The 19,178-nt window shown below is 70.5% G+C and carries 17 protein-coding genes and 1 tRNA gene; 8 read left to right on the forward strand and 10 right to left on the reverse strand.

Annotated elements, in window-relative coordinates; all coding sequences use genetic code 11:
* Positions 1-36: 36 nt before the first annotated feature.
* The 6 genes from VGB24_RS11720 to VGB24_RS11745 form a co-directional block, all read right to left on the reverse strand.
* Positions 37-1,098 (reverse strand): alpha/beta hydrolase family protein, encoded by a 1,062-nt coding sequence (locus VGB24_RS11720; RefSeq protein WP_331073131.1) that lies wholly within the window; start codon positions 1,096-1,098, stop codon positions 37-39.
* A 16-nt stretch (positions 1,099-1,114) separates the two neighbouring features.
* Positions 1,115-2,695, reverse strand: a complete 1,581-nt coding sequence (locus VGB24_RS11725; RefSeq protein ID WP_331073132.1) for an aminopeptidase P N-terminal domain-containing protein — start codon at positions 2,693-2,695, stop codon at positions 1,115-1,117.
* Positions 2,696-2,727: 32 nt separating this feature from the next.
* The gene (locus VGB24_RS11730; RefSeq protein WP_331073133.1) at positions 2,728-3,078 is read right to left on the reverse strand and encodes a hypothetical protein; all 351 of its coding nucleotides are present in this window, start codon (positions 3,076-3,078) and stop codon (positions 2,728-2,730) included.
* A gap of 291 nt (positions 3,079-3,369) precedes the next feature.
* Positions 3,370-5,430 carry a thioredoxin domain-containing protein gene (locus VGB24_RS11735; protein WP_331073134.1) on the reverse strand — a complete coding sequence of 687 codons (2,061 nt, stop codon included), beginning with the start codon at positions 5,428-5,430 and terminating at the stop codon, positions 3,370-3,372.
* 546 nt (positions 5,431-5,976) lie between these two features.
* Positions 5,977-6,795 carry a bifunctional hydroxymethylpyrimidine kinase/phosphomethylpyrimidine kinase gene (thiD, locus tag VGB24_RS11740; RefSeq protein WP_331073135.1) on the reverse strand — a complete coding sequence of 273 codons (819 nt, stop codon included), beginning with the start codon at positions 6,793-6,795 and terminating at the stop codon, positions 5,977-5,979.
* 118 nt (positions 6,796-6,913) lie between these two features.
* Positions 6,914-7,465 carry a Uma2 family endonuclease gene (locus tag VGB24_RS11745; RefSeq protein WP_331073136.1) on the reverse strand — a complete coding sequence of 184 codons (552 nt, stop codon included), beginning with the start codon at positions 7,463-7,465 and terminating at the stop codon, positions 6,914-6,916.
* Positions 7,466-7,912: 447 nt separating this feature from the next.
* On the opposite strand from VGB24_RS11745, the gene VGB24_RS11750 reads away from it, so the two are divergent.
* The 4 genes from VGB24_RS11750 to VGB24_RS11765 all read left to right on the forward strand — a co-directional run bounded on the left by VGB24_RS11750 (position 7,913) and on the right by VGB24_RS11765 (position 11,142).
* Entirely contained in the window at positions 7,913-8,125 is a 213-nt protein-coding gene (locus VGB24_RS11750; RefSeq protein ID WP_331073137.1) for a hypothetical protein, read from the forward strand.
* 330 nt (positions 8,126-8,455) lie between these two features.
* Positions 8,456-8,583, forward strand: a tRNA-OTHER gene (locus tag VGB24_RS11755).
* A 524-nt stretch (positions 8,584-9,107) separates the two neighbouring features.
* Positions 9,108-10,757, forward strand: a complete 1,650-nt coding sequence (locus VGB24_RS11760; RefSeq protein WP_331073138.1) for a TROVE domain-containing protein — start codon at positions 9,108-9,110, stop codon at positions 10,755-10,757.
* A gap of 70 nt (positions 10,758-10,827) precedes the next feature.
* The gene (locus VGB24_RS11765) at positions 10,828-11,142 is read left to right on the forward strand and encodes a hypothetical protein (RefSeq protein WP_331073139.1); all 315 of its coding nucleotides are present in this window, start codon (positions 10,828-10,830) and stop codon (positions 11,140-11,142) included.
* Between the two features lie 6 nt (positions 11,143-11,148).
* Here the strand turns inward: VGB24_RS11765 and VGB24_RS11770 are convergent, their stop codons facing one another.
* On the reverse strand, positions 11,149-11,505 hold the full coding sequence (locus tag VGB24_RS11770; protein WP_331073140.1) for a hypothetical protein: 357 nt from the start codon (positions 11,503-11,505) through the stop codon (positions 11,149-11,151).
* Between the two features lie 34 nt (positions 11,506-11,539).
* Complete coding sequence (locus VGB24_RS11775) at positions 11,540-11,797, reverse strand: hypothetical protein (protein ID WP_331073141.1); 258 nt, start codon at positions 11,795-11,797, stop codon at positions 11,540-11,542.
* A 229-nt stretch (positions 11,798-12,026) separates the two neighbouring features.
* On the opposite strand from VGB24_RS11775, the gene VGB24_RS11780 reads away from it, so the two are divergent.
* On the forward strand, positions 12,027-14,651 hold the full coding sequence (locus tag VGB24_RS11780; protein WP_331073142.1) for an RtcB family protein: 2,625 nt from the start codon (positions 12,027-12,029) through the stop codon (positions 14,649-14,651).
* Positions 14,652-14,725: 74 nt separating this feature from the next.
* Here VGB24_RS11780 and VGB24_RS11785 read toward each other — a convergent pair whose 3' ends face one another.
* Positions 14,726-15,298, reverse strand: a complete 573-nt coding sequence (locus VGB24_RS11785; RefSeq protein WP_331073143.1) for an RNA polymerase sigma factor — start codon at positions 15,296-15,298, stop codon at positions 14,726-14,728.
* Positions 15,299-15,324: 26 nt separating this feature from the next.
* Positions 15,325-15,618, reverse strand: a complete 294-nt coding sequence (locus tag VGB24_RS11790; protein ID WP_331073144.1) for a hypothetical protein — start codon at positions 15,616-15,618, stop codon at positions 15,325-15,327.
* 296 nt (positions 15,619-15,914) lie between these two features.
* On the opposite strand from VGB24_RS11790, the gene VGB24_RS11795 reads away from it, so the two are divergent.
* The 3 genes from VGB24_RS11795 to VGB24_RS11805 all read left to right on the forward strand — a co-directional run bounded on the left by VGB24_RS11795 (position 15,915) and on the right by VGB24_RS11805 (position 19,167).
* A complete protein-coding gene (locus tag VGB24_RS11795; RefSeq protein ID WP_349263916.1) occupies positions 15,915-16,070 on the forward strand; it encodes a nucleic acid-binding protein in 156 nt (51 codons plus the stop codon).
* A gap of 92 nt (positions 16,071-16,162) precedes the next feature.
* A complete protein-coding gene (locus VGB24_RS11800; protein ID WP_331073146.1) occupies positions 16,163-17,581 on the forward strand; it encodes a 3' terminal RNA ribose 2'-O-methyltransferase Hen1 in 1,419 nt (472 codons plus the stop codon).
* Positions 17,578-19,167, forward strand: coding sequence for a HEAT repeat domain-containing protein (locus tag VGB24_RS11805; RefSeq protein ID WP_331073147.1), 1,590 nt, complete (start codon positions 17,578-17,580; stop codon positions 19,165-19,167). Before VGB24_RS11800 ends, VGB24_RS11805 begins: the two co-directional genes overlap by 4 nt.
* Positions 19,168-19,178 lie beyond the last annotated feature (11 nt).

Here is a 19,178-nt window from a genome sequence, read left to right on the forward strand (position 1 = left end):
GGAAGTTCATCGGTCGGGATGTGGGGAGATGAGCGGTCAGCGCGGGACCCGGGGCGAGTTCACGGCCCGGACAAGGAATTCCTCCGTGCGCGCCATCGCGCCGGGAAACGACGAATATCGATGGCGGCCCTGGGGATAGCGATGGTACTGCCAGGCAACCGTATCGCGTCCCATGCCGCGCATCACGGCGTGCAGCCGGTCGCCGTGATCCACCGAGACTTTCGGGTCGAGCGCGCCGTAGTGCCCCTGCGCGGGCGGAAGGCGGTGCGCGAACCAGGCGGGCGAGCGCCGCAGCAGCTGCATGCGGGCCTGCGGCACCGTGGTGCGTCCGTCGCGCAGGGCAAAGAGCACGCTGTCCGCCAGGTATCCGGCCCCGGGCAGGCGTGCGACGCGGCTGCCCAGCGCGCGGCCGGCCAGGCGGCGCACCTCGGGAAGCAGGAAGTCCGTGGGCCCGACGGCGCTGACGACCGCCTTGATGCGCGGGTCGCGGATCGCCATCAGCAGCATCACGCCACCGCCGCGGCTGCGGCCGAACGCGGCGATGCGCGTACTATCCGCTTCCGGGACGTGTGCGAGCGCGGCGTTCAGCAGCGCGATGGCGTCGTCAACGTCGCGGTCCCACGGGCTGGCCGTGCCGCCGGATCGCCAGCCGCGAAAGGGCGTCAGGCGCAGCGTCTCGGACGGGAACGACGGGAGCACCTGCACGAACCCGCGGGCCAGCCGGCCGGAGTGGAAGAAGTGATAGCCCGTGGCGCCGCTGTCGCCCCCATGCCCAATGACCAGCACGGGAAGCGGTCCGGCCGCGCCGTCTGGAATACGCACCGCGCCGTAGTGCCGCGCCCCGTCCACCACGTGCGAAACGACCATGGTCCGGCCGGCGGAACCTTCGCGGCGGACGTGCTCCACCCGGAAGTCGTGCACCCGCGTGTCGCGCGCCGCCCACTCGGCATTCACCGCCGCGATCTCCGCGGCGGTGGGCGGGGCGAACAGCGCGTCCAGCAGCGGCCCGGCCTGGGCCGCGGGCATGGCGTGCGCGCACCCGCCCAGCGCCAGCAGGAGGCACGCGGCTGCGGCCGCGAGCGGGGGACGGGCCGTCACCCTGCCCGGCCCGCGGTCAGGGCGTGGTGGTGGCGGGAACGGCGGCCCGGTACCACTCCACCGCCTGCGGACGGCGCTCGCGGTTCCAGAAGCTCTCCTGGGCCATCAGCGCCTCGATCTCGTCGATCTCGCGCGGCGCACCCTCGGTAACCCGCTCCAGCCCGGCCTCGGTAAAGAAGTAGTCGTCCTCGATGCGCACGCCGATGTTGCGGTACTGCTGCACCTTGGGGCGAATGCGGTCGATCAGCTGCCGGTTGCGCGGCGTGTCGGGAAGGTAGTCCAGGGCGTCGGCGCGAATGTAGACGCCGGGCTCGATGGTGAACGCGCTTCCCACCTTGAAGCCGCCGCCGTAGTTGGGGTACGACGGATCGGGATCGTGCACGTCGAGCCCGATGCCGTGCCCGATGCCGTGCATGAAGAACAGCGCCGCTTGCGGGCACTGGCTGCCCGCGGAGCACTCGTAGGTGGCGTCTGCCGACTCGATGAGCCCCAGCCGCGCCAGCCCGTTGGCCACCACCTGGAAGGCGGCCTGCTGCACCCGCGTCAGCGGCTGGCCGATGCGCGCCGCGCGCTCCCCCGCCTTCTGCGCGTCGAGAACGATGGTGTAGATCTGCCGCTGCTCCGGGCTGAACCGCCCGCTGACCGGAATGGTGCGCGTAACGTCCGCCGTGTACCCCGCGTACGAGGCGCCGATGTCCATCACCAGCGTTTCGCCCGCCTGCATGAAGCGGTCGGCCTGGCGGTAGTGAAGCGTGGTGCTGTTGGGGCCGGAGCCCACGATGCTGCCGAACCCGGGGCGCTCGGCGCCGTAGCGGCGGAAGGTGCCCTCGATCAGCCCGTGGATCTCGAACTCGTTCATCCCCGGCTCCGTGGCGCGCATGGCTTCGCGGTGGGCCAGGACGGTGATGTACACGGCGCGGCGGATCAGGTCCAGCTCGGCCGGGGTCTTGGCGGCGCGGATGCGGAAGAGGGCGTTGCCCAGGTCTTGGACGCGCGTCAGGTTCTTGTACTGGTCGCGCAGGCGCTGCGCGTACTGCTGGTCCGGGCGCAGGAACTCGCTCCGCGAGCCGTCCGGGCTCAACGGGCTGAGCGTGTACAGCGTGGTTGCCTGGCTGAGCGCCGGGCGCAGCGCCTCCTGCATCTGCTGAACCGTGCGCGTGGGGATGCCGGTGAGCGCCTGCGCACGCTCCGGCCCCAGCCGCGGCCCTTCCCACACCTCGCGCGAGGGGTCGCGCGCCAGCACGAAAAGGTGCTCGGTCACCTGCCCGCCCCGCTTGACGATGGCCAGCACGGCCCCCGGCTCGTTCACCCCCGTCAGGTAGCGGAAGGGAGAGTTCTGGGCGAAGCTCGTATAGTCCGTCTCGGGCTCGCTCGCGCCGAGCGCCACCAGCACGCCGTCGCCCATGCCCGCGGCCAGCTGCTGGCGCCGGCGCGCGTGCTCCTGGGCGGAGATGGGCGCGGGCGCGGCCGTGGCCGCCAGGGTGAACGGGTCGGGGCTGCCGCGCGGGGGCGGAACCGGGCCTTGGGCCCGCGACGGGAGCACGAACGCCGCCGTGGCGAAAACGGGCAAGAAGGCGCGGCGCAGGGCTGCGTACATCGTCGTGTGGGCCGAGGGGATGGATAGGCGCGTCAGCGAACGGTGACCTGGGTCTCCAGGGCGGCGGCGGCGTCCCACCCGGTGCCCGGATAGGTGTGCATCACCCGGACGGTGTAGGTGCCGGGTGCCACGTCGCGAAGCGTGGCGGTGTACGGGACGGACCCGATCGACTGGATGCACATGGCGTCGGGGTCTGCCTGGCCCACGACGCGAACGGACAGCGTCTGCCCCTGCTGCTGCAGCTCGCCGGAAAGCTTGTAGCACGGGTTGGGCGTCTGCATGGTGCCGCGGATGGCGATCTGGCCGCTCCCGGCGGTGGCCGTCGCGCCCTGCTCACCCCCGCTGGCGCTGCCTCCCTGGCCCTGCTGGAATTCGAGCTTCACTTGCCGGGCTCCGGTAGAAGGTGCGCCGCCACCGGGCGAAGCGGGCGGCTCGGACGTGCCCGCGTCAGACGCCGCGGGACGGGCGCAGGCGGCGAGCACGAGGACGGTAAGCAGGACGGCTTTGCGCATCTGGGTAACCACGGTGAAGACGGTAACTACGGTCACAACCGGATCGACGCTGCTACTCCGCCGCGCCAGAGGTGCAGCGCGCATAGTGCCGGTCGGGGCCGGACGGGCGCAAGTGCCCGATGAAGCGCCCGAAATCACTTCCGCACTAACGCACTAACGCACTCACGCACTCCTCAGGCCCAGCTGCGCGGCGAGCGCGGCCGGCTCCGTCACCGGCTGCTGGCAGGCGAATCGCTCGCACACGTACGCCGTGGCGCGGCCCTCCCTCGCCGTTCGACCCCGCAGGAGCGGGATCAGTTCCTCGTCGCCGCCCCCGTCCACGCGGCGAAGGGCGGCGACGGTGTTCGGCAGGTAGGCGCGGCCGACGACGCGGAGCAGCGCGTCCGTATCCGCCTCCCCCGGCGTGCCCACGAACGCCACCTCCGTCGGCGTAGCCAGGTGAAAGTCCAGTGCCGAGAGCAGGTGTCCGAACCCGGCCGGCACGCGGGCCATCGTGTCCGCCAGCGACTCCAGCACCTGCCGCGCCGAGCGCGAGTACCGCTCGTCGCCCACCAGCTCGGCCAGGCGCAGCAGCGCGTTCACCGCCGCCGAGTTGCCGGACGGGGTGGCGTTGTCGAACAGGTCGCGTGGGCGGATCACCAGCGGCTCCGCGTCCGCCGCCGTGTCGAAGAAAACGCCCTGCTCCTCGTCCCAGAACGACTGCAGCACCTGGTCCGCCAGCGTGCGGGCTTCCCGCAGCCAGCGCTCGTCCCACGTGGTTTCGTAGACGGCGACCAAGGCCTCGGCCAGCAGGGCGTGGTCTTCCAGAAAACCGGGGATCTTGGCGCAGCTGTCCTTGTACGTGCGCGCCAGCCGGCCGTCCTCCGTCCGCAGGCGGCCCACCAGGAACTCCGCGCTGGTGACGGCGATCCGCCGGTACTCGTGGGATTCGAACGCGCGGGCGGCTTCGGCGAAGGCGTGGAGCATCATGGCGTTCCACGACGTGAGCACCTTGTCGTCGCGCCCGGGCCACACGCGCTTCGCCCGCTCTTCGTACAGGCGGGGACGGGCGCGGTCCAGCGCGTCTTGCAGGCGCTCGACGCTGACGCCCTGCCCGGCGGCGACCTCGTCCATCGAGCGCCAGGCGTGAAGGATGTTGTGGCCCTCGAAGTTGCCCGCCTCCGTCACGCCGTAGTAGGCGCGGACCAGCGCTCCGTCCTCGGCACCGACGATGGAATCGATCTCGCCCGGCGTCCAGACGTAGAACTTGCCTTCCTCGCCCTCGCTGTCGGCGTCCAGCGCGGAGTAGAAGCCGCCTTCGGGCGAGGTCATCTCGCGCGTCACCCAGGCCAGGACGTCGTCCGCCACCGCGCGGTGTGCATCGTCGCCCGTGGCCTGCCACGCGTGCGTGTACAGGCGCGCGAGCAGGGCGTTGTCGTACAGCATCTTTTCGAAGTGCGGCACCAGCCAGTGCGCGTCCACGCTGTACCGCGCGAATCCGCCTCCCACGTGGTCGTACATGCCGCCGGCCGCCATCCGCCGAAGCGTCATGTCCAGGAAGCGCATGGCGTCCGCGTTCCCCGTGCGCTTCCACGTGCGCAGCAGGAACTCCAGCGTCAGCGGCTGCGGGAACTTGGGTGCGCCTGCCATGCCGCCCCACGCGGAATCGAAGCGCGAGGCCAGCGATCGGAAGGCGCGGTCCAGGATGGAGGTGTCGAGCGTGCCCGCCGGGGCCCGCAGCTCTCCGCTTTGCCGCAGCGCCTCGGCCATGTGCTCGGCGCTCTGGTCCACGTCGGCGCGCCGCTCGCGCCACGCCTCGGCCACGGCCAGCAGGATCTGTCGGAACGAGGGCAGGCCGTGGCGCGGCTCCGGCGGGTAGTAGGTGCCGCCGTAGAAGGGCGCGCCGCCGGGCGTGATGAACACCGTCATCGGCCATCCACCGTGTCCCGTCATCTGCTGCACCGCGCTCATGTAGATGCTGTCGATGTCGGGGCGCTCCTCGCGGTCTACCTTGATGTTCACGTAGTGCTCGTTCATGATCGCGGCCGTGGCCGGGTCTTCGAACGACTCGTGCTCCATCACGTGGCACCAGTGGCATGCCGAGTAGCCCACGGACAGCAGGATGGGGCGATCATCGGCGCGCGCCCGCTCCAGCGCTTCGGGACCCCACGGAAACCAGTCTACCGGGTTGTCCAGGTGCTGCAGGAGGTACGGACTGGTTTCGTTCGCCAGGAGGTTGGGCATCGCGCGTCGCGTGGTTGGGTGCGGGCCGGTGACGGCGGGTGCCGGCCGGGCAGGGCGGCGCGGCAAGCCGCGTTCCCGTGGGCCCCTCCCCCGGCCCCTCCCCGCACGGTACAGCTGTGCGGAGAGGGGAGGAATTCGGTCGGGGTGCTGCTGGCTTGGTGTACTCGACTGGTCGCCCTGGCGAGTTACGCGGCGATTCGACTGGCTCCGGCGCATGCCTCGGCCGCCCTCTCCCCCCGGCCGCCTCTCCCGCAACCGAGCCGCAAGCGGGAGAGGGGGAGAATTGGATTGGGGTTCGATGGGGTGCCGGTTCATGCCACGGGAGCCCCCTCGCCCCGGCCCCCATCCTCCATTTTTCAGGGGAGGCGGAGACCTGAATTGCGCTGCGACTGGGTCGCGCACCCGACTACGCGTGCAGTCCGCGCAGGCGGACTTCGTGACGTTCCAGACGCGGTTTCAACCGCCCGGACGGGGGCCCGGCCTAACGCCCCCGCTCGCCGGCTCGCATCCAAGGGTAAGGGGCCCGGCTGTCGCACGAGGTGCTGGCTAGCGACTCGGGAGCGCCCCGACTAAGTGGTTCAGCGGGCCGTGGCCGGCGCCGTAGCTCGGGGCGGCGCGCATGGCCCGCTGCACGTAGTCCAGCGCGTCTTCCACCGCCTGCTGCAGCGGGCGTCCGTGCGCCAGCCCCGCCGCGATGCCCGCCGACAACGTGCAGCCGGTGCCGTGCGTACTGCGCGTGTCCAGCTTGGGGCGCGTCCACTCGTGCCATTCGCGCCCGTCCCACAGCACGTCCACCAGTTCGGTCCCTCGGAGGTGGCCGCCCTTCAGCAGGGCGGCGCGCACGCCCATCTGCACCAGCTGCTCGGCCGCTCGGCGCATGGCGTCGTCATCTTCCACCGCGAAGCCCACCAGCAGCGCCGCCTCGTCCAGGTTGGGCGTCACCACCGCGGCCAGCGGCAGCAGTTCATCGATGATGGTCCGCACGGCGTCCTCGTCCAGTAGCCGATCGCCGCTGGTGGCTACCATCACCGGGTCCAGCACGTAGTTCGGCAGGGCGTGCTTGCGGATGGATTCCGCCACGGCTCGCACCAGCTCGGCCGTCGCGAGCATCCCCGTCTTGCAGGCGGCGGGCGGCAGGTCTTCGGCCACCGCGCGGATCTGTGCGCGCACCGTATCTACCGGGATCGCGTGCACACCGGTGACGCCGCGGGTGTTCTGCACCGTGATCGCTGTGATCGCCGTCGTCCCGAAGCAGCCGAATGCGTGAAAGCTCTTCAGGTCTGCCTGGATCCCGGCGCCGCCTCCCGAGTCGGACCCGGCGATGGTCAGTGCGATGGGCGGCTTGTCGATCGTGCTGCTGGTCATGCGCGGGGCGTTCGGGTGATTCGGATCGTGAGGACCACAGGGTACAGGCGTTGTCGCTGCGGCGCAAAACGTGTGCGTGGCGGGAGCCGCGTGTCGCGCCGCTGCCCCGCGCTGCACGTCAGCGGAAGAGCTCGTCCACGGCAAAGCACCACCCGGGCACCGCCGGCTCGGCGTCAGCGAGGTCGCCTCGGCGGAAGAGCGAAGGCCGGGCGGGATCGTCCGCACGGAAGACGCGGATTACACCCGCGCGCAGCACGTCAACGTCCCACACCACCATCGTGCCTGCGGCGAAATAGTCGGCGCGCTTGGCCACCATCTCGCGCTCGGCGGTCAGCCCGTAGTCGCCCTCGCTGCGCACCTCGACAGCGAGCGCGGGAGCCCCCTCCATGAACCGTCCGCCTGTGTCGCGCCCCGTGTACCAGGCGCCGTCGGGGCAGAACGACTTGCGGTGCGGAAGTTCCACGACGTATCCACCGCCGGGACAGGCGTATCCTCCACCGTGCGCCATTTCGTGGTCCCACAATGAGCGGTTGATGACAAAGGCCGCCCGCATCGGCCTGAAGCCGGTTCCGTCCATGATGACGATCTGTCCGTTTACGAGTTCGGCCTTGCCTTCGACCCGGTACAGGTCGTCGATCGTGGCCGGGCGGGGGAGCTCGAGAACTTTCATCCGGTACCTCCGTGGTGCATTGCGGCGCCGTGTGACCGAGGACAAAGCTAACGCTCGTCACAGCGGTTGCAAAGCAAAATCGTTTCCGCCATGGACGGGACAAAGCCGTTCAGCGGAAAGCAGTTACGCCGTAGGATTTCTGCCATGAATCTGGGTGGTGGAGGCACCGAGCCGCCATCGTCGGCATCTGGATGGCTGTCGGTCGATGCGAGCGGTGACCGGGTTGCCGACATGAGCGACGTTCACGAAGGGGGTTGACAACGGTTGGACGGCCGTTTAGACTCACCGGCCTTGGGAGTCGCGTCCCGATGATCGCCAGCCTTTCGCAGCGCGCGGAGGGCCGGCCCCCGGACCACGTTGCGTGGACCGGCGGCATCATGACGCGGCTCTTTTTTTGTTGATGCCCGGTGGAGCAGAATCCACCATGAACCGGAGATCGAAGCCTCGATGACCATGTCCTTCGTCCAGCCCACGAACATCCACCCCGCGGCCCGCCTGGCCGCACTGGGGTTGGGAGCGTCGTGCGCCAATCGGACGAGCGGCGATCATCGTTGGGCGGCCATGGAAGTGCCGGGCAGTGCCGGTATTGGATTCGGAAGCGGGCAGGACCGGCGGGACGACATGTTCGGCGGCGGGGGGATGGGAGCGGGCGCGCGGTAGGCGCCCGGTTCCGGACCAGGGGAGCGATGCACGTCGCCCCGCCCGCGCAGCTTGCCGGGCGGGGCGATTCTTTTTCAGGCATCCACGGAAAGGGAGGACGATGAACGCTGACGAGGGATGCGGATGGTGAAGGACCGGGCCGGCGGGGCGTGAAGCCTCGCCCGGGTGGACAAACGCGACCCCCCGCGGCCGGGGCGGATCGTTCCCGCCGGCCCATCGCAGGAACCGGCACGGAGGGTTATCGACTGTCACTCGAGAGGTCGCGGGTTCGAGTCCCGCCAGGTCCACTTCAGGGAATAGGGAAATACGGAATAGGACCGTTGAATGGGAGTGCGCCGTAGCTCAGAATGGTAGAGCACCGTGCTTGCCTCGCCGGATCACCCACGCCCGCCTCGCGCGGGCCGACAGGCAAGGCTTATCGGACGCGGAGGCCGCGGGTTCGAACCCCGCCGGGGCACCTGGATACGAGTTGCAGGATCGCGTGCGCCGTCCGCGGCGGGTCGATGGGTCCGGTTACCACCGATTCTCAATCGTCCCGGCCGAAAGCCGGTCCGGCCCCGCCTCTCATCCGCCGCGGGCGGCGCACGACGAAACAACGATCGGCCCGGGTGGGTCGAACAGCTTCGGTTATCGCTCCAAAACCTTCCCCGGACCAAGCGACCCGGGGGCCGAGCTGATCCCTTATCCGCCCGGGCCAAAAAGAAAGTGGAGCCGCGGTTCGGCCGTGGCGATCCTCCCCAACCACGTCCGCTCCGGCGGGCCGAAGGCGGAGGGTTATCCGGTGAGCCCGGGGTTCGAATCCCCACCGGCCGCGCGCTCCGCACCTGGCACCCTGGGCCGAATTCGCCCGGTTATCGTCTCTCTCCCAGGTGGAGGGCCAGCCGGACGAAGCTCCCTTGCCCGGGGCGCCAGGGTTCCACCGCCGAGCGAACGTTCGCCCGGCGTACACACCACTCCCGGCCCGGAAAGGAGGGCGAGTACCATGCTGGACTTCACGAAGCACTTCGCGATCCGCATCCGGGCGATGCTCACGCCGCAGCGGGAGCCCATCCCCGGCTCCACGCAGGTTCCCAACTCGGCGGGCGGGTTCGCCTGGCAACTCGGAAGCTGGGACCGGCTGGACCGGTTCCTGGTCCTCGGTTCGGAGGGCGGAACGTACTACGTCGGCGAGCGGAAGCTCACGGCGGAGAACGCCACCGCCGTGGCCGAGTGCATCGCGCAGGACGGGCCCCGCGTGGTCGCCCGCGTGGTGGAGATGAGCGAGTCGGGGCGCGCCCCCCGGAACGATCCCGCGCTGTTCGTCCTGGCGATGGCGGCGGGACTGGGCGACGAGGCGACCCGGGCCGCGGCGCTGGCCGCCCTGCCGCGGGTGGCGCGGACGGGGACCCACCTGTTCCACTGGCTGCAGTTCGTGGGCGGGTTCCGCGGGTGGGGGCGCGGTGTGCGCCGGGCGGTGGCCGCGTGGTACACCAGCAAGGAGCCGCGCGACCTTGCGTACCAGCTGCTGAAGTACCCGTCGCGTGACGGGTGGTCGCACCGGGACGCGCTGCGTCTGGCGCACCCCCGGCCCGCGTCGCCGGAGCAGCGCGCGCTGTTCCAGCGCACCGTCGCCAAGAACCGCGAGGCGGCGGCGCTGGTGCCGCTGGAGGGTGAGGCACTGGCGCAGGTGAGGGCGGCGGACCGGCTGCACCGGGAGGAGCTGTCGCCCGGCCAAGCGGCGGAGCTGGTGCGCGAGCACCGGCTGACGCGGGAGATGCTGCCCACTGCGCTGCTGAACCACGCGGTGGTGTGGGAGGCGCTGCTGGAGCGGATGCCGCTGACGGCGCTGGTGCGCAACCTGGCAACCCTGACCCGCGTGGGGCTGGTGGCGCCAGGGAGCGAGGCGGCGCGCACCGTAGCGGAGCGCCTGGCGAACGGGCCCGCGCTGCAGAAGGCGCGGGTGCACCCGGTGCAGGTGCTGTCGGCGCTGCGCACGTACGCCAGCGGCCGGGGCGTGCGCGGGCAGCACACGTGGCAGCCCGTGGCACAGGTGGTGGATGCGCTGGACGCGGCGTTCTACCTGTCGTTCGCCTCGGTGCAGCCCACGGGCAGGCGCACCATGCTGGCCCTGGACGTTTCGGGGTCCATGGCCGCTATGGTGATGGGGCTGGAGGGGCTGAGCTGCCGTGAAGGTTCGGCGGCGATGGCGCTGGTGACGGCGGCGAGCGAGCCGCAGCACTTCTTCACGGCGTTCACCTCCGGGTCGTACCCCTCGCAGTGGCAAGGAATGACCAGCGGGCTGTCGACGCTGGCCATCTCCCCGCGGCAGCGGCTGGACGACGTGGTCCGGTCCATCTCCGGCATGCCGTTCGGCGGCACCGACTGCGCCCTGCCGATGCTGGAGGCGCTGAAGCACGGGTGGAAGGTGGACGTGTTCGTGGTCTACACCGACAACGAGACGTGGGCCGGCACCATCCACCCCGCCCAGGCGCTCCGCCAGTACCGGGAGCGCACGGGCATCCCCGCGAAGCTGGTGGTCGTGGGGATGGCGTCGAACGGGTTCACCATCGCCGACCCGAACGACGCGGGAATGCTGGACGTGGTGGGCTTCGACGCCGCCGCGCCCCAGCTGATCGCCGACTTCGCGCGCTGAAAGCGGCACGTCCCGGGATCCCGGGGCATGCCGCCGGAAGATCGGACATCCAACGATTGGAAATTGTGAGATGAACGGGCTGAAGCACATGCAGGGCCTGCCGGAGCGGCCGGCCGGGCCCGGAGACTACTACGAGGTGACCACCGAGTTCGCCGTGTGGTACGTGTCGGCGGAAACGGCGGCTCGGATCGGCACGGCGCTGGAGCGCCGGTGGAGGCCGCGGTGGATCAAGCTGGTGGACCTGTCCGGCAGCCGCGCGTGGGTTCGGGCGGACCGCATCGAGTCCGTCAGCGAAAGCACGGAGCGGCAGCGCACCCGTGATCGCCAGTTCCAGCACCTCCGCCGCAAGGAAGTGCGCGCCGAGCGCCGCTGGGACGACGAGTAAGCAGAGTTACCGCGCCTCGGCGCGTTCCCGTGGCAGGGATTCAGGACCGGAGAACCGCAGGTACAGCGCGTCGGGGTCTCGGAGCAGGGCCGGGTTGTGCTCCAGGAAGATCAGCTCGGATTGGCTGAGCGTCCGGATGTACACCTCCCCGGCGGCGGTGGGATTCGCACGGCGGATCAGGAGCAGGGAGCCGACGACCACGACTGCGTTGCTGTCGCCGATGGACTGCAGGAGCGCCGCTGCGCCGATCAGGCGTCCGTGGTCGGCTTCGGATTGGGGCTTCTCGAGCGCGGCGAGCTTGACCGCGCGCTCGGTTTCCGCGAGCCGCTGGGCGACGGCGTCACGCCTGGAAAACGCCTTCACCCGTGATCGCAGTCGGGCCCACGAACTCCGATGTTCAGCCATCAGCCGAGCTTTCGAGCTCCAGCCCGACCTCCGCGAGGAGGTCGCCAAGGGCACGGACTACGCGCTCGTGCTGGCCCGGCGCCGGGTTGGAGATGAACACGTAAACGGGCACTACGCGCTGGAGCCGCTGCGTGGGCGAGCGTGGGGAACCGGTGAGGCTCCAGGCGCGCCGGCCGAGGCGCTGGAGAGTCGCGGAGAACCCGTGGACGGGCGTGAAGCGCGCGACGCGAGCGTTTGTCTGCGTGAGCATGGTTCTTTCTCCACGTCCGGGGTGTGAGCGTTTCGCGCGAACGGATGGAATCTTGCGCCGTTCACTCCGTCCATCAAGGGGGGAGCAAAAACTGGTACCAGCGTTGTCGGATAACGAGATCCAGGCTCTCGCGAAGAGGGTTGATCGGTGCGCATGGGCGGCGTCAGCGCCGGTCGATACGGGATGAATACGGGGCACCTGCGTGCGCCGCTCTACGGGTGAGGAAACGATGCGAATCTTTGGGCAGCACGACGAGAACACCATCCGCCAGGCGCAGGACGTCGCCAGCCGCGCCGAGCGCTTGGCTCTCATGGCGGACGGACACCTCGGCTATGTAATGCCGATCGGCGGGGTGGCGGCGTACCGCGAGAAGGTGTCGGTGGTGGGGGTAGGCTTCGACATCGCCTGCATCGCCGAAGGAACGCCCGTCACGCTGGGCGATGGGTACACCGTGCCGATCGAGCACGTCCGGGATCACCACGCGGTGGTTTGCTGGGACGGCGCGCAGACGCGACTGGCTTCGCCGCACATGGGCGCGGTGCCGCGCGGGACACGCGAGGTGCTGGCGATCGGCCTTGCGAACGGGCGCACGCTGCGGGCGACGCGCGACCACGAAATCCTCACCCGTGCAGGGTGGAAGCGCGCCGACGAACTGGGACTGGCCGACGCCGTGGCCTGTTCTCCCCACGTCGGGCTTCCGTTCGAGGCGCAGGATTGGGCGCTGGAGCTGAACGTCACTAATCCGCGCGCTCGCGAGGAACTGGCAGCGCGAGGACTGCTGCCCCTGCGAGGTGACGATCCGCGGCTTCCGGCGCTGCTGCGCATCTTGGGCTACGTCAGTGGGGACGGGCATCTCACGCGGAACGGCAAGCGCGTGTCGCTGTACGTCTTCAACGACCAGGACGCGGCGGATCTGGCGCGGGACATTCGCCGGCTGGGCTTCGAGCCGCACGAGTACCGCCGCGTCCGTGGCGAGGGGCGGCGCGAGGAGATCAACCTGTACGTGGATTCCATCGCGCTCCACGCGCTCCTGGCCGGCCTCGGCTCGCCAGTCGGTAAAAAGGCCTGGCCGGAGTCGCCCATGTCGTGGCTGTTCGAGGCGGCGCCCTGGGTGCGCGCGCACTTCCTTTCCGCGTTCGCCAGCGCGGAGATGATGACGCCGCGAATCCATCGAAGCGGCACCATTCCCAACCTGCAGCTGAAGCAGGCGGGAACGCATCAGCACGCGATCCGTTTCTTCGCGCGCGTGCTGCGGTCGCTGGGCTTCGAGGTGTCGGTGGCGGAGAGTGGAGCACGCAACGGTGATCGCATCATGTCCGTCCTCCAGGTCCTGGGCGGACAGGCGGAGCAGCTTCGGTTCTTCCGCGACATCGGCTTCTGCCGTTCCGTCGAGAAGCGAGTGGCCGCTGCGGCGGCGGGCAGTGTGGCGTGGCAGGGGGAGCGGTACTGTCGCAATCGCGACGCAGCAAAGGCCGAGGCACGTTCGCGCAAGACGGCGGGCGTGGGGTGGCGGACGGTGATGGCGGACGTGTCGGCGGAATTCGACGTGTCGCCGGGATTCGTCTACCACTCCATCTACGATCAGCGTGGACCGTCGCGCCGGGTGCCGGGCGAGGCGACGGTTCCGGACAGCGACGGAGAGATCTGCTGGGTTGCGGTGGAGCACGTGCGGCCCGACGGCGAGGCGGCGGTCTACGACGTGGTGACGGGCGATCCCGCACAAAACTTCATCGCCGCTGGCGTGGTCGTACACAACTGCGGAAACGCGGCGATCCGGACGAACCTGAACGTGGGGGGAATCACCCGCGGGCTGACGCTGGACGAGGTCCGCCGTAACCCGCACCGGCTGGCGGAGGACCGCGTGGCGCGCGGGCTGGCGGACGAGATCCAGCATACCATCTCGTTCGGCATCGGCCGCAAGAACAACGCGGACGACGCGCCGACCGATCACCCGCTGTTCCTGGACCCGGCTTGGTACGCCATCCCCAACACGGGCGGCTACCGCGAGACGCTCAAGGACAAGGCGCGCCGCCAGCTGGGCACCGTGGGCAGCGGCAACCACTACGTCGACGTGTTCGCCGACGAGGAGGGCACCGTGTGGGTGGGCGTGCACTTCGGAAGCCGCGGCCTGGGGCACACCATCGCGTCGGACTTCCTGTCGCTGAGCCAGGGCGGCGACTGGGGCCAGCGCGCCAAGGAAGCCGAGGTGCTGCTTCCGCTGGACCAGCCCGTGGGCCACGACTACTGGCAGCTGATGAACCTGGCCGGCCAGTACGCGTACGCCGGGCGCGAGTGGGTGGCGCGCAAGGTGGTGGAGATCCTCGGCGGGACGGAGGTGGAGCTGGTGCACAACCACCACAACTTCGCCTGGCGCGAGACGCACACCTCTCCCGAGGGCGAGACGGTGGAGTACGTTGTGGTGCGCAAGGGCGCCACCCCGGCGTTCCCCGGCCAGAAGGGGTTCATCGGCGGGTCCATGGGCGACGACGCGGTGATCGTGCGCGGCGCCGAGCCGGCGGACGAGGAGACGGCTGCGCTGCAGCGCGAGGCGCTGTTCAGCACCGTCCACGGGGCGGGCCGGGTGATGTCGCGCACGGCCGCGGCGGGCAAGGTGCACCGCAAGACGGGGCGGGTGATCAGCCCGGGGCGCATCAGCCGCGAGATGATGGGCGACTGGATCGCGCGGAAGGGCGTGATCCTGCGCGGCGGCGGCCTGGACGAGGCACCGCAGGCCTATCGCCGGCTGGAGAAGGTGCTCCAGTCGCAGGGGCCCACGATCGTGGTGGAGCACGTGCTCCAGCCGCTGATCGTGGTCATGGCGGGCGCGGGGGAGATCGATCCGTACAAGGATTGAACGGGGAGTGCGTGAGTGCGTGAGTGCGTGAGTGCGTGAGTGCGTGAGTGCGTGAGTGCGTGAGTGGCGCGCGCTCACGTACCTTCTCCGGGTTCCGGGGTGGAGGCGAGCAGCTTTCGCAGGGTCGAGAGGCCGTAGGCCAGGCGCGACTTGGCGGTGCCGGGCGGGATGTCGAGAACCGTGGCGACTTCGTCCAGTGTCAGGTCGTCCAGGTAGTGCAGGGCGAGTACGGCGCGGCTCGCGGGTGAGACGCGCTCCAGCAGCGCGGGAAGCCGCTCGACCCATCCTGGATCGAGCGCCGGCTCGTGCGCCGTGCCGGGGAGCTCCGGCGAGAGTTCCTCGTGCGCGGCTTCGTACTTTCGATGGCGCCGCAGGTCGCGGAAGATCTGGCGGCTGGCGATGCGGCGAGCCCACGCTGAAAAGGCGCGCGGGTCGCGGAGAGTACCGAGCTTTCGATACAGCAGCACGAGCACGTCCTGCAGCACGTCGTCGGCGGCGTCCTCGTCGCGCAGCATCACCCGCGTGAACGGGCGCAGCAGTGCATGCGCATGCGAAAGCAGCCGCTCGAGCGCGGCGCGGTCCCCGGCCTGTGCGCGAAGCACCAGCCAGGGAACTTCGCCGGCTCCGCTGCGGTCCGCCGCGCTCATGGCGGATGCTCTCCGCGCTCCGTGGTTCAGCGGCGCTCGCTCATCAGCTGAATGGCGTGCATCAGTCGCGCGTTCTGGGCGCTGGTCTTCGCGGCCATCGCGGCGATGCCCAGACCCAGGGTGAAGTACGTCAGCATCGCGAGCAGGAACATCACCTTGTGCGTGGGGTCGCCGAAGTCGATTGCCGCCAGGACGTAACCGAGAAGGACGGCTTCGATGATCGCGGCTCCGACGAGTATGAGTGTCGACGTGCGGTCGTGGCGCTCGGCTTCAGCCAGCGCGGCGCGGACGGCGGCGGGGGTGTGGTTCGTATCGTTCATGGTCGGGGCTCCTGTGGATGGAGGTGCGTCAGCGCGACAGCAGCGCGGCGGCGATGGCGACGGCTTCGAAGGCGGCGACCATCAGGATCGCCCACAGGGGGACGCGGTTCGCGGGGCTGGTCATTTCGCTGGCTCCAGTTCGGGTGATCGCGGCGCGGCTTTCGATCGACGTCACGTACTTGGAGGCATGCGGGGCGCCAGGTGTTCGAATCCGCTGCCCGATCGCTCGTCCAGGGCCGCCGGGTGACTCCACCATCCCGGCTGCTCTCAACACGTTGCGGAGAGGAGGTGTGACGATGGGCAAGCGGCGGAAGAGGTTCCCGTCCGAAACGCACGTAAAGCGCGGGTTCCGCGTCGTGCACGGCGACAAGGAACTGGTGGAGAAGCTGGGGCGCAACGACCCCTGCCCCTGCGGCTGCACGAGGCGGTTTCCGGAACTGCTGTCTTCGTGACGGCGGCTTTCGGCGGGTCCAACCGCCATCACTACTACCGAGACTGACACGTGCCGCGGAGTCCCCGGGCTCCGCGGCCTGAGTTCACGACCATGCTGCTGACCATCCGTACCACGCACCAGCCGGCGGCGGACCTGGGTTATCTGCTGGGCAAGAACCCGGCGCGCGCGCAGTCGTTCGACATGCCGTTCGGCCACGCGCACGTCTTCTATCCGGAGGTCTCGGACGAGGCGTGCACGGCGGCGCTGCTGCTGGACGTTGACCCCGTGGGCCTGGTGCGCGGACGCGGCGCCGGCGAGGGCGCCGAAGACCAGTACGTCAACGACCGCCCGTACGCCGCCTCGTCGTTCCTGTCCGTCGCCATCGCCAAGGTGCTCCGCAGCGCCATGGCGGGTAGCAGCCGCGAACGGGCGGAGCTGGCCGCCTCGCCCATTCCGCTGGAGGCGCGCATCTCCGTCGTTCCCGCGCGCGGCGGGGAAGCACTGCTGCGGCGGCTGTTCGAGCCGCTAGGCTACGACGTGAGCGCCGAGCCGCATCCGCTGGACCCGGTGCACCCGGAGTGGGGCGACAGCCGCTACTTCACGATGACGCTGCGGGCCACCGTACGCTTGGCGGAGCTGCTGACGCACCTGTACGTGCTGGTTCCCGTGCTGGACGGGGCCAAGCACTACTGGGTGGGCGACGACGAGGTGGAGAAGCTGCTTCGGCATGGCGAGGGATGGCTGGCCGCGCACCCCGAACGCGACTTCATCGCCGCGCGTTACCTGAAGCATCGCCGCAGCCTGGTTCGCCAGGCCGTCGCGCGCCTGCTGCCCGTTGAGGAGGCGGACGATGCGGTGGTGGAGGAGGCACCCGCCGCCGCGGCCGAGAGCGCGCTGGAGGAGCGCATCAGCCTGAACCAGCAGCGGCTGGCGACGGTGCTGGGTGCCGTGCGCGCGACCGGCGCCCGGCGCGTGCTGGACCTGGGCTGCGGCGAGGGACGGCTGCTGCGGATGCTGCTGGACGATCCGCAGTTCCAGGAGATCGTGGGGATGGACGTTGCGCACCGCTCGCTGGAGTTCGCCGCCGACCGGCTGAAGCTGGACCGGCTCGCCCCGCGCCAGCGGGAGCGCATCCGCCTGCTGCACGGCGCGCTCACCTATCGCGACGTGCGGCTGGCGGGCTTCGACGCGGCGGCGGTCGTGGAAGTGATCGAGCACCTGGACCCGCCGAGGCTCGCCGCGTTCGAACGGGTGCTGTGGCAGCATGCCCGCCCGGCCTCGGTCGTCGTGACGACGCCCAACGCCGAGTACAACGTGCGCTGGCCCACGCTGCCGGCGGGCAACTTCCGCCACCGCGACCACCGGTTCGAGTGGACGCGCGCGGAGTTCCAGGCGTGGGCGGCCGGCGTGGCGGAGCGCTGGGGATATGCGGTCCGCTTCGCCCCCGTGGGCCCGTACGACCCGGAGGTGGGCTCGCCCACGCAGATGGCGGTGTTCACCCGCAACGATACGACGGAGACCGGCGCATGAGCATCCGAGTGTGGGTGGGCCGGCTGTTCGGGAAACACGACGGACTGGCGGCGAGGCAGCCGTACGTCCCGGACAGCGACACCCGCGAGGCGCGGCTGCTGCGGCTGGTCTACTCACGGCTGAAGGTGCCGCCGGCGGAGGCGGCCAGGGCGGAGGCGGCGCTGCGGAGCGAGGTGAAGGCCGTGCCAATGTCCGAATGGCCCCGCGTCGACGAGGTCCTGCGCGGCTGGCTGGACTTGCGTGCCTTCGAGTACGGCGGCCAGCTGACGCTTCCCCCGCCCGTGGAGTCTGCCGCGTACGGGCTGCTGGCCTGCCATCGCGATGGATTCGTGCGCGAGTCGGTGGTCAGGAAGCTGGCCGAGCGCCGGGACGGAGGCGAGCTGGTTCCGCTGCTGCTTCGGGCCAACGACTGGGTGCCGCAGGTGCACACCGTCGCGATCGCGGCGCTCCAGGCGCGGCTCACGCCGGAGTACGTGCCGCACTGGGCGCGTGCCCTGGCATTGGTCGCGTGGCTGCGGCGCACGGGGCGGGCGAACAACGCGCCCCTGGTCGAAGCCGTGTTCGCCCTGCTCTCGTCGGGGCCGGCGCGGACAGCCGTCCGCGATGCGCTGTACGCCATCGACGATGACGTGCGCGGGCTGCGCGCGGCCATCCTCTTCTCGGGCGTCGGTCCCGGCGACCTGGCGCTGGTGATCGAGGGCTTGGGGAACGCCGACCCGCACGTGCGAATCGCGGCGGCGGAAGCGGCGGCGCGGCTGGACGACGAGGGCATTCGCCACGTACTGCCGCTGCTGCACGCGGACCCGCTTCCGCGCATCCGGGCGCTGGGAATCCGCCTGACCGTGGAGCGGATCGGGCGCGCCGGGATCGAGGTGCTGCGCCGGGCGCTGCTGGACAGGTCCGCGGCGGTGAGCGCGGAGGCCCGGCGCGGCATCACGGCGCTGGAGCCGATGGACTTCGCGGCGTTCTACCGCGAGCGGATGCACGGGGACCAGCCGGGGCTGGCGCGGGTGATCGAGGGGCTGCGCGACACGGGCGATCCGTCCGATGCCACGCTCGTCCGCCCGTTCGTGGACCACCCGCTCCCCCGCGTGCGCGCGGCGGCGCTTCGGGCGCTGGACCGGTTCGGGGACGAAGGCGCCGAGGACTTCCTGATCCTGGCCGTCGCGGACCCGAACCGCCGCGTGTCCAGCACCGCCGCGAAGCTGCTGCTGCCGGGCGTCGCGAAGGTGGCGCCGAGCGAACTGGCTGCGCTGTTCTCGGCGGACCTCCCGCCGTGGACCCGCCGGAATGCCCTTTCGCTTCTGGCGTCCCGGGGCCAGTGGATCGCGCTGCCCTGGCTGGTCCGGGCGACGGCGGACCCGGACGAAACCATCGCCGTGTACGCCGGCGTCCTGCTCCGCCGGTGGCGGGACCGGTTCAATCGCGGCTTTACGCAGCCCACGCCGGAGCAGCGGGCCGAAGCCGTCGCGGCGCTCGACGGATACGTGGACAGAGACCCGGTGCGCCGGAGGACGTCGTCCGGAGAAAAGGGGAATCCCCCCATGCGCGAGTGGCTGCAGAACATCCTGAAAGCGGGCGGATAGCGATCCACGAC

This window comes from Longimicrobium sp. (assembly GCF_036399935.1).
Classification (GTDB): Bacteria; Gemmatimonadota; Gemmatimonadetes; order Longimicrobiales; family Longimicrobiaceae; genus Longimicrobium.

Excerpts from the sequence above, each read along its gene's own strand:
- VGB24_RS11735 (WP_331073134.1), bottom strand. The coding sequence starts at position 5,430 with ATGCCCAACCTCCTGGCGAACGAAACCAGTCCGTACCTCCTGCAGCAC.
- VGB24_RS11750 (WP_331073137.1), top strand. The coding sequence starts at position 7,913 with ATGACCATGTCCTTCGTCCAGCCCACGAACATCCACCCCGCGGCCCGC.
- VGB24_RS11800 (WP_331073146.1), top strand. The coding sequence starts at position 16,163 with ATGCTGCTGACCATCCGTACCACGCACCAGCCGGCGGCGGACCTGGGT.
- VGB24_RS11790 (WP_331073144.1), bottom strand. The coding sequence starts at position 15,618 with ATGAACGATACGAACCACACCCCCGCCGCCGTCCGCGCCGCGCTGGCT.
- VGB24_RS11795 (WP_349263916.1), top strand. The coding sequence starts at position 15,915 with ATGGGCAAGCGGCGGAAGAGGTTCCCGTCCGAAACGCACGTAAAGCGC.
- VGB24_RS11805 (WP_331073147.1), top strand. The coding sequence starts at position 17,578 with ATGAGCATCCGAGTGTGGGTGGGCCGGCTGTTCGGGAAACACGACGGA.
- VGB24_RS11780 (WP_331073142.1), top strand. The coding sequence starts at position 12,027 with ATGCGAATCTTTGGGCAGCACGACGAGAACACCATCCGCCAGGCGCAG.
- VGB24_RS11760 (WP_331073138.1), top strand. The coding sequence starts at position 9,108 with ATGCTGGACTTCACGAAGCACTTCGCGATCCGCATCCGGGCGATGCTC.
- VGB24_RS11725 (WP_331073132.1), bottom strand. The coding sequence starts at position 2,695 with ATGTACGCAGCCCTGCGCCGCGCCTTCTTGCCCGTTTTCGCCACGGCG.
- VGB24_RS11775 (WP_331073141.1), bottom strand. The coding sequence starts at position 11,797 with ATGCTCACGCAGACAAACGCTCGCGTCGCGCGCTTCACGCCCGTCCAC.
- VGB24_RS11765 (WP_331073139.1), top strand. The coding sequence starts at position 10,828 with ATGAACGGGCTGAAGCACATGCAGGGCCTGCCGGAGCGGCCGGCCGGG.
- VGB24_RS11745 (WP_331073136.1), bottom strand. The coding sequence starts at position 7,465 with ATGAAAGTTCTCGAGCTCCCCCGCCCGGCCACGATCGACGACCTGTAC.
- thiD (WP_331073135.1), bottom strand. The coding sequence starts at position 6,795 with ATGACCAGCAGCACGATCGACAAGCCGCCCATCGCACTGACCATCGCC.
- VGB24_RS11785 (WP_331073143.1), bottom strand. The coding sequence starts at position 15,298 with ATGAGCGCGGCGGACCGCAGCGGAGCCGGCGAAGTTCCCTGGCTGGTG.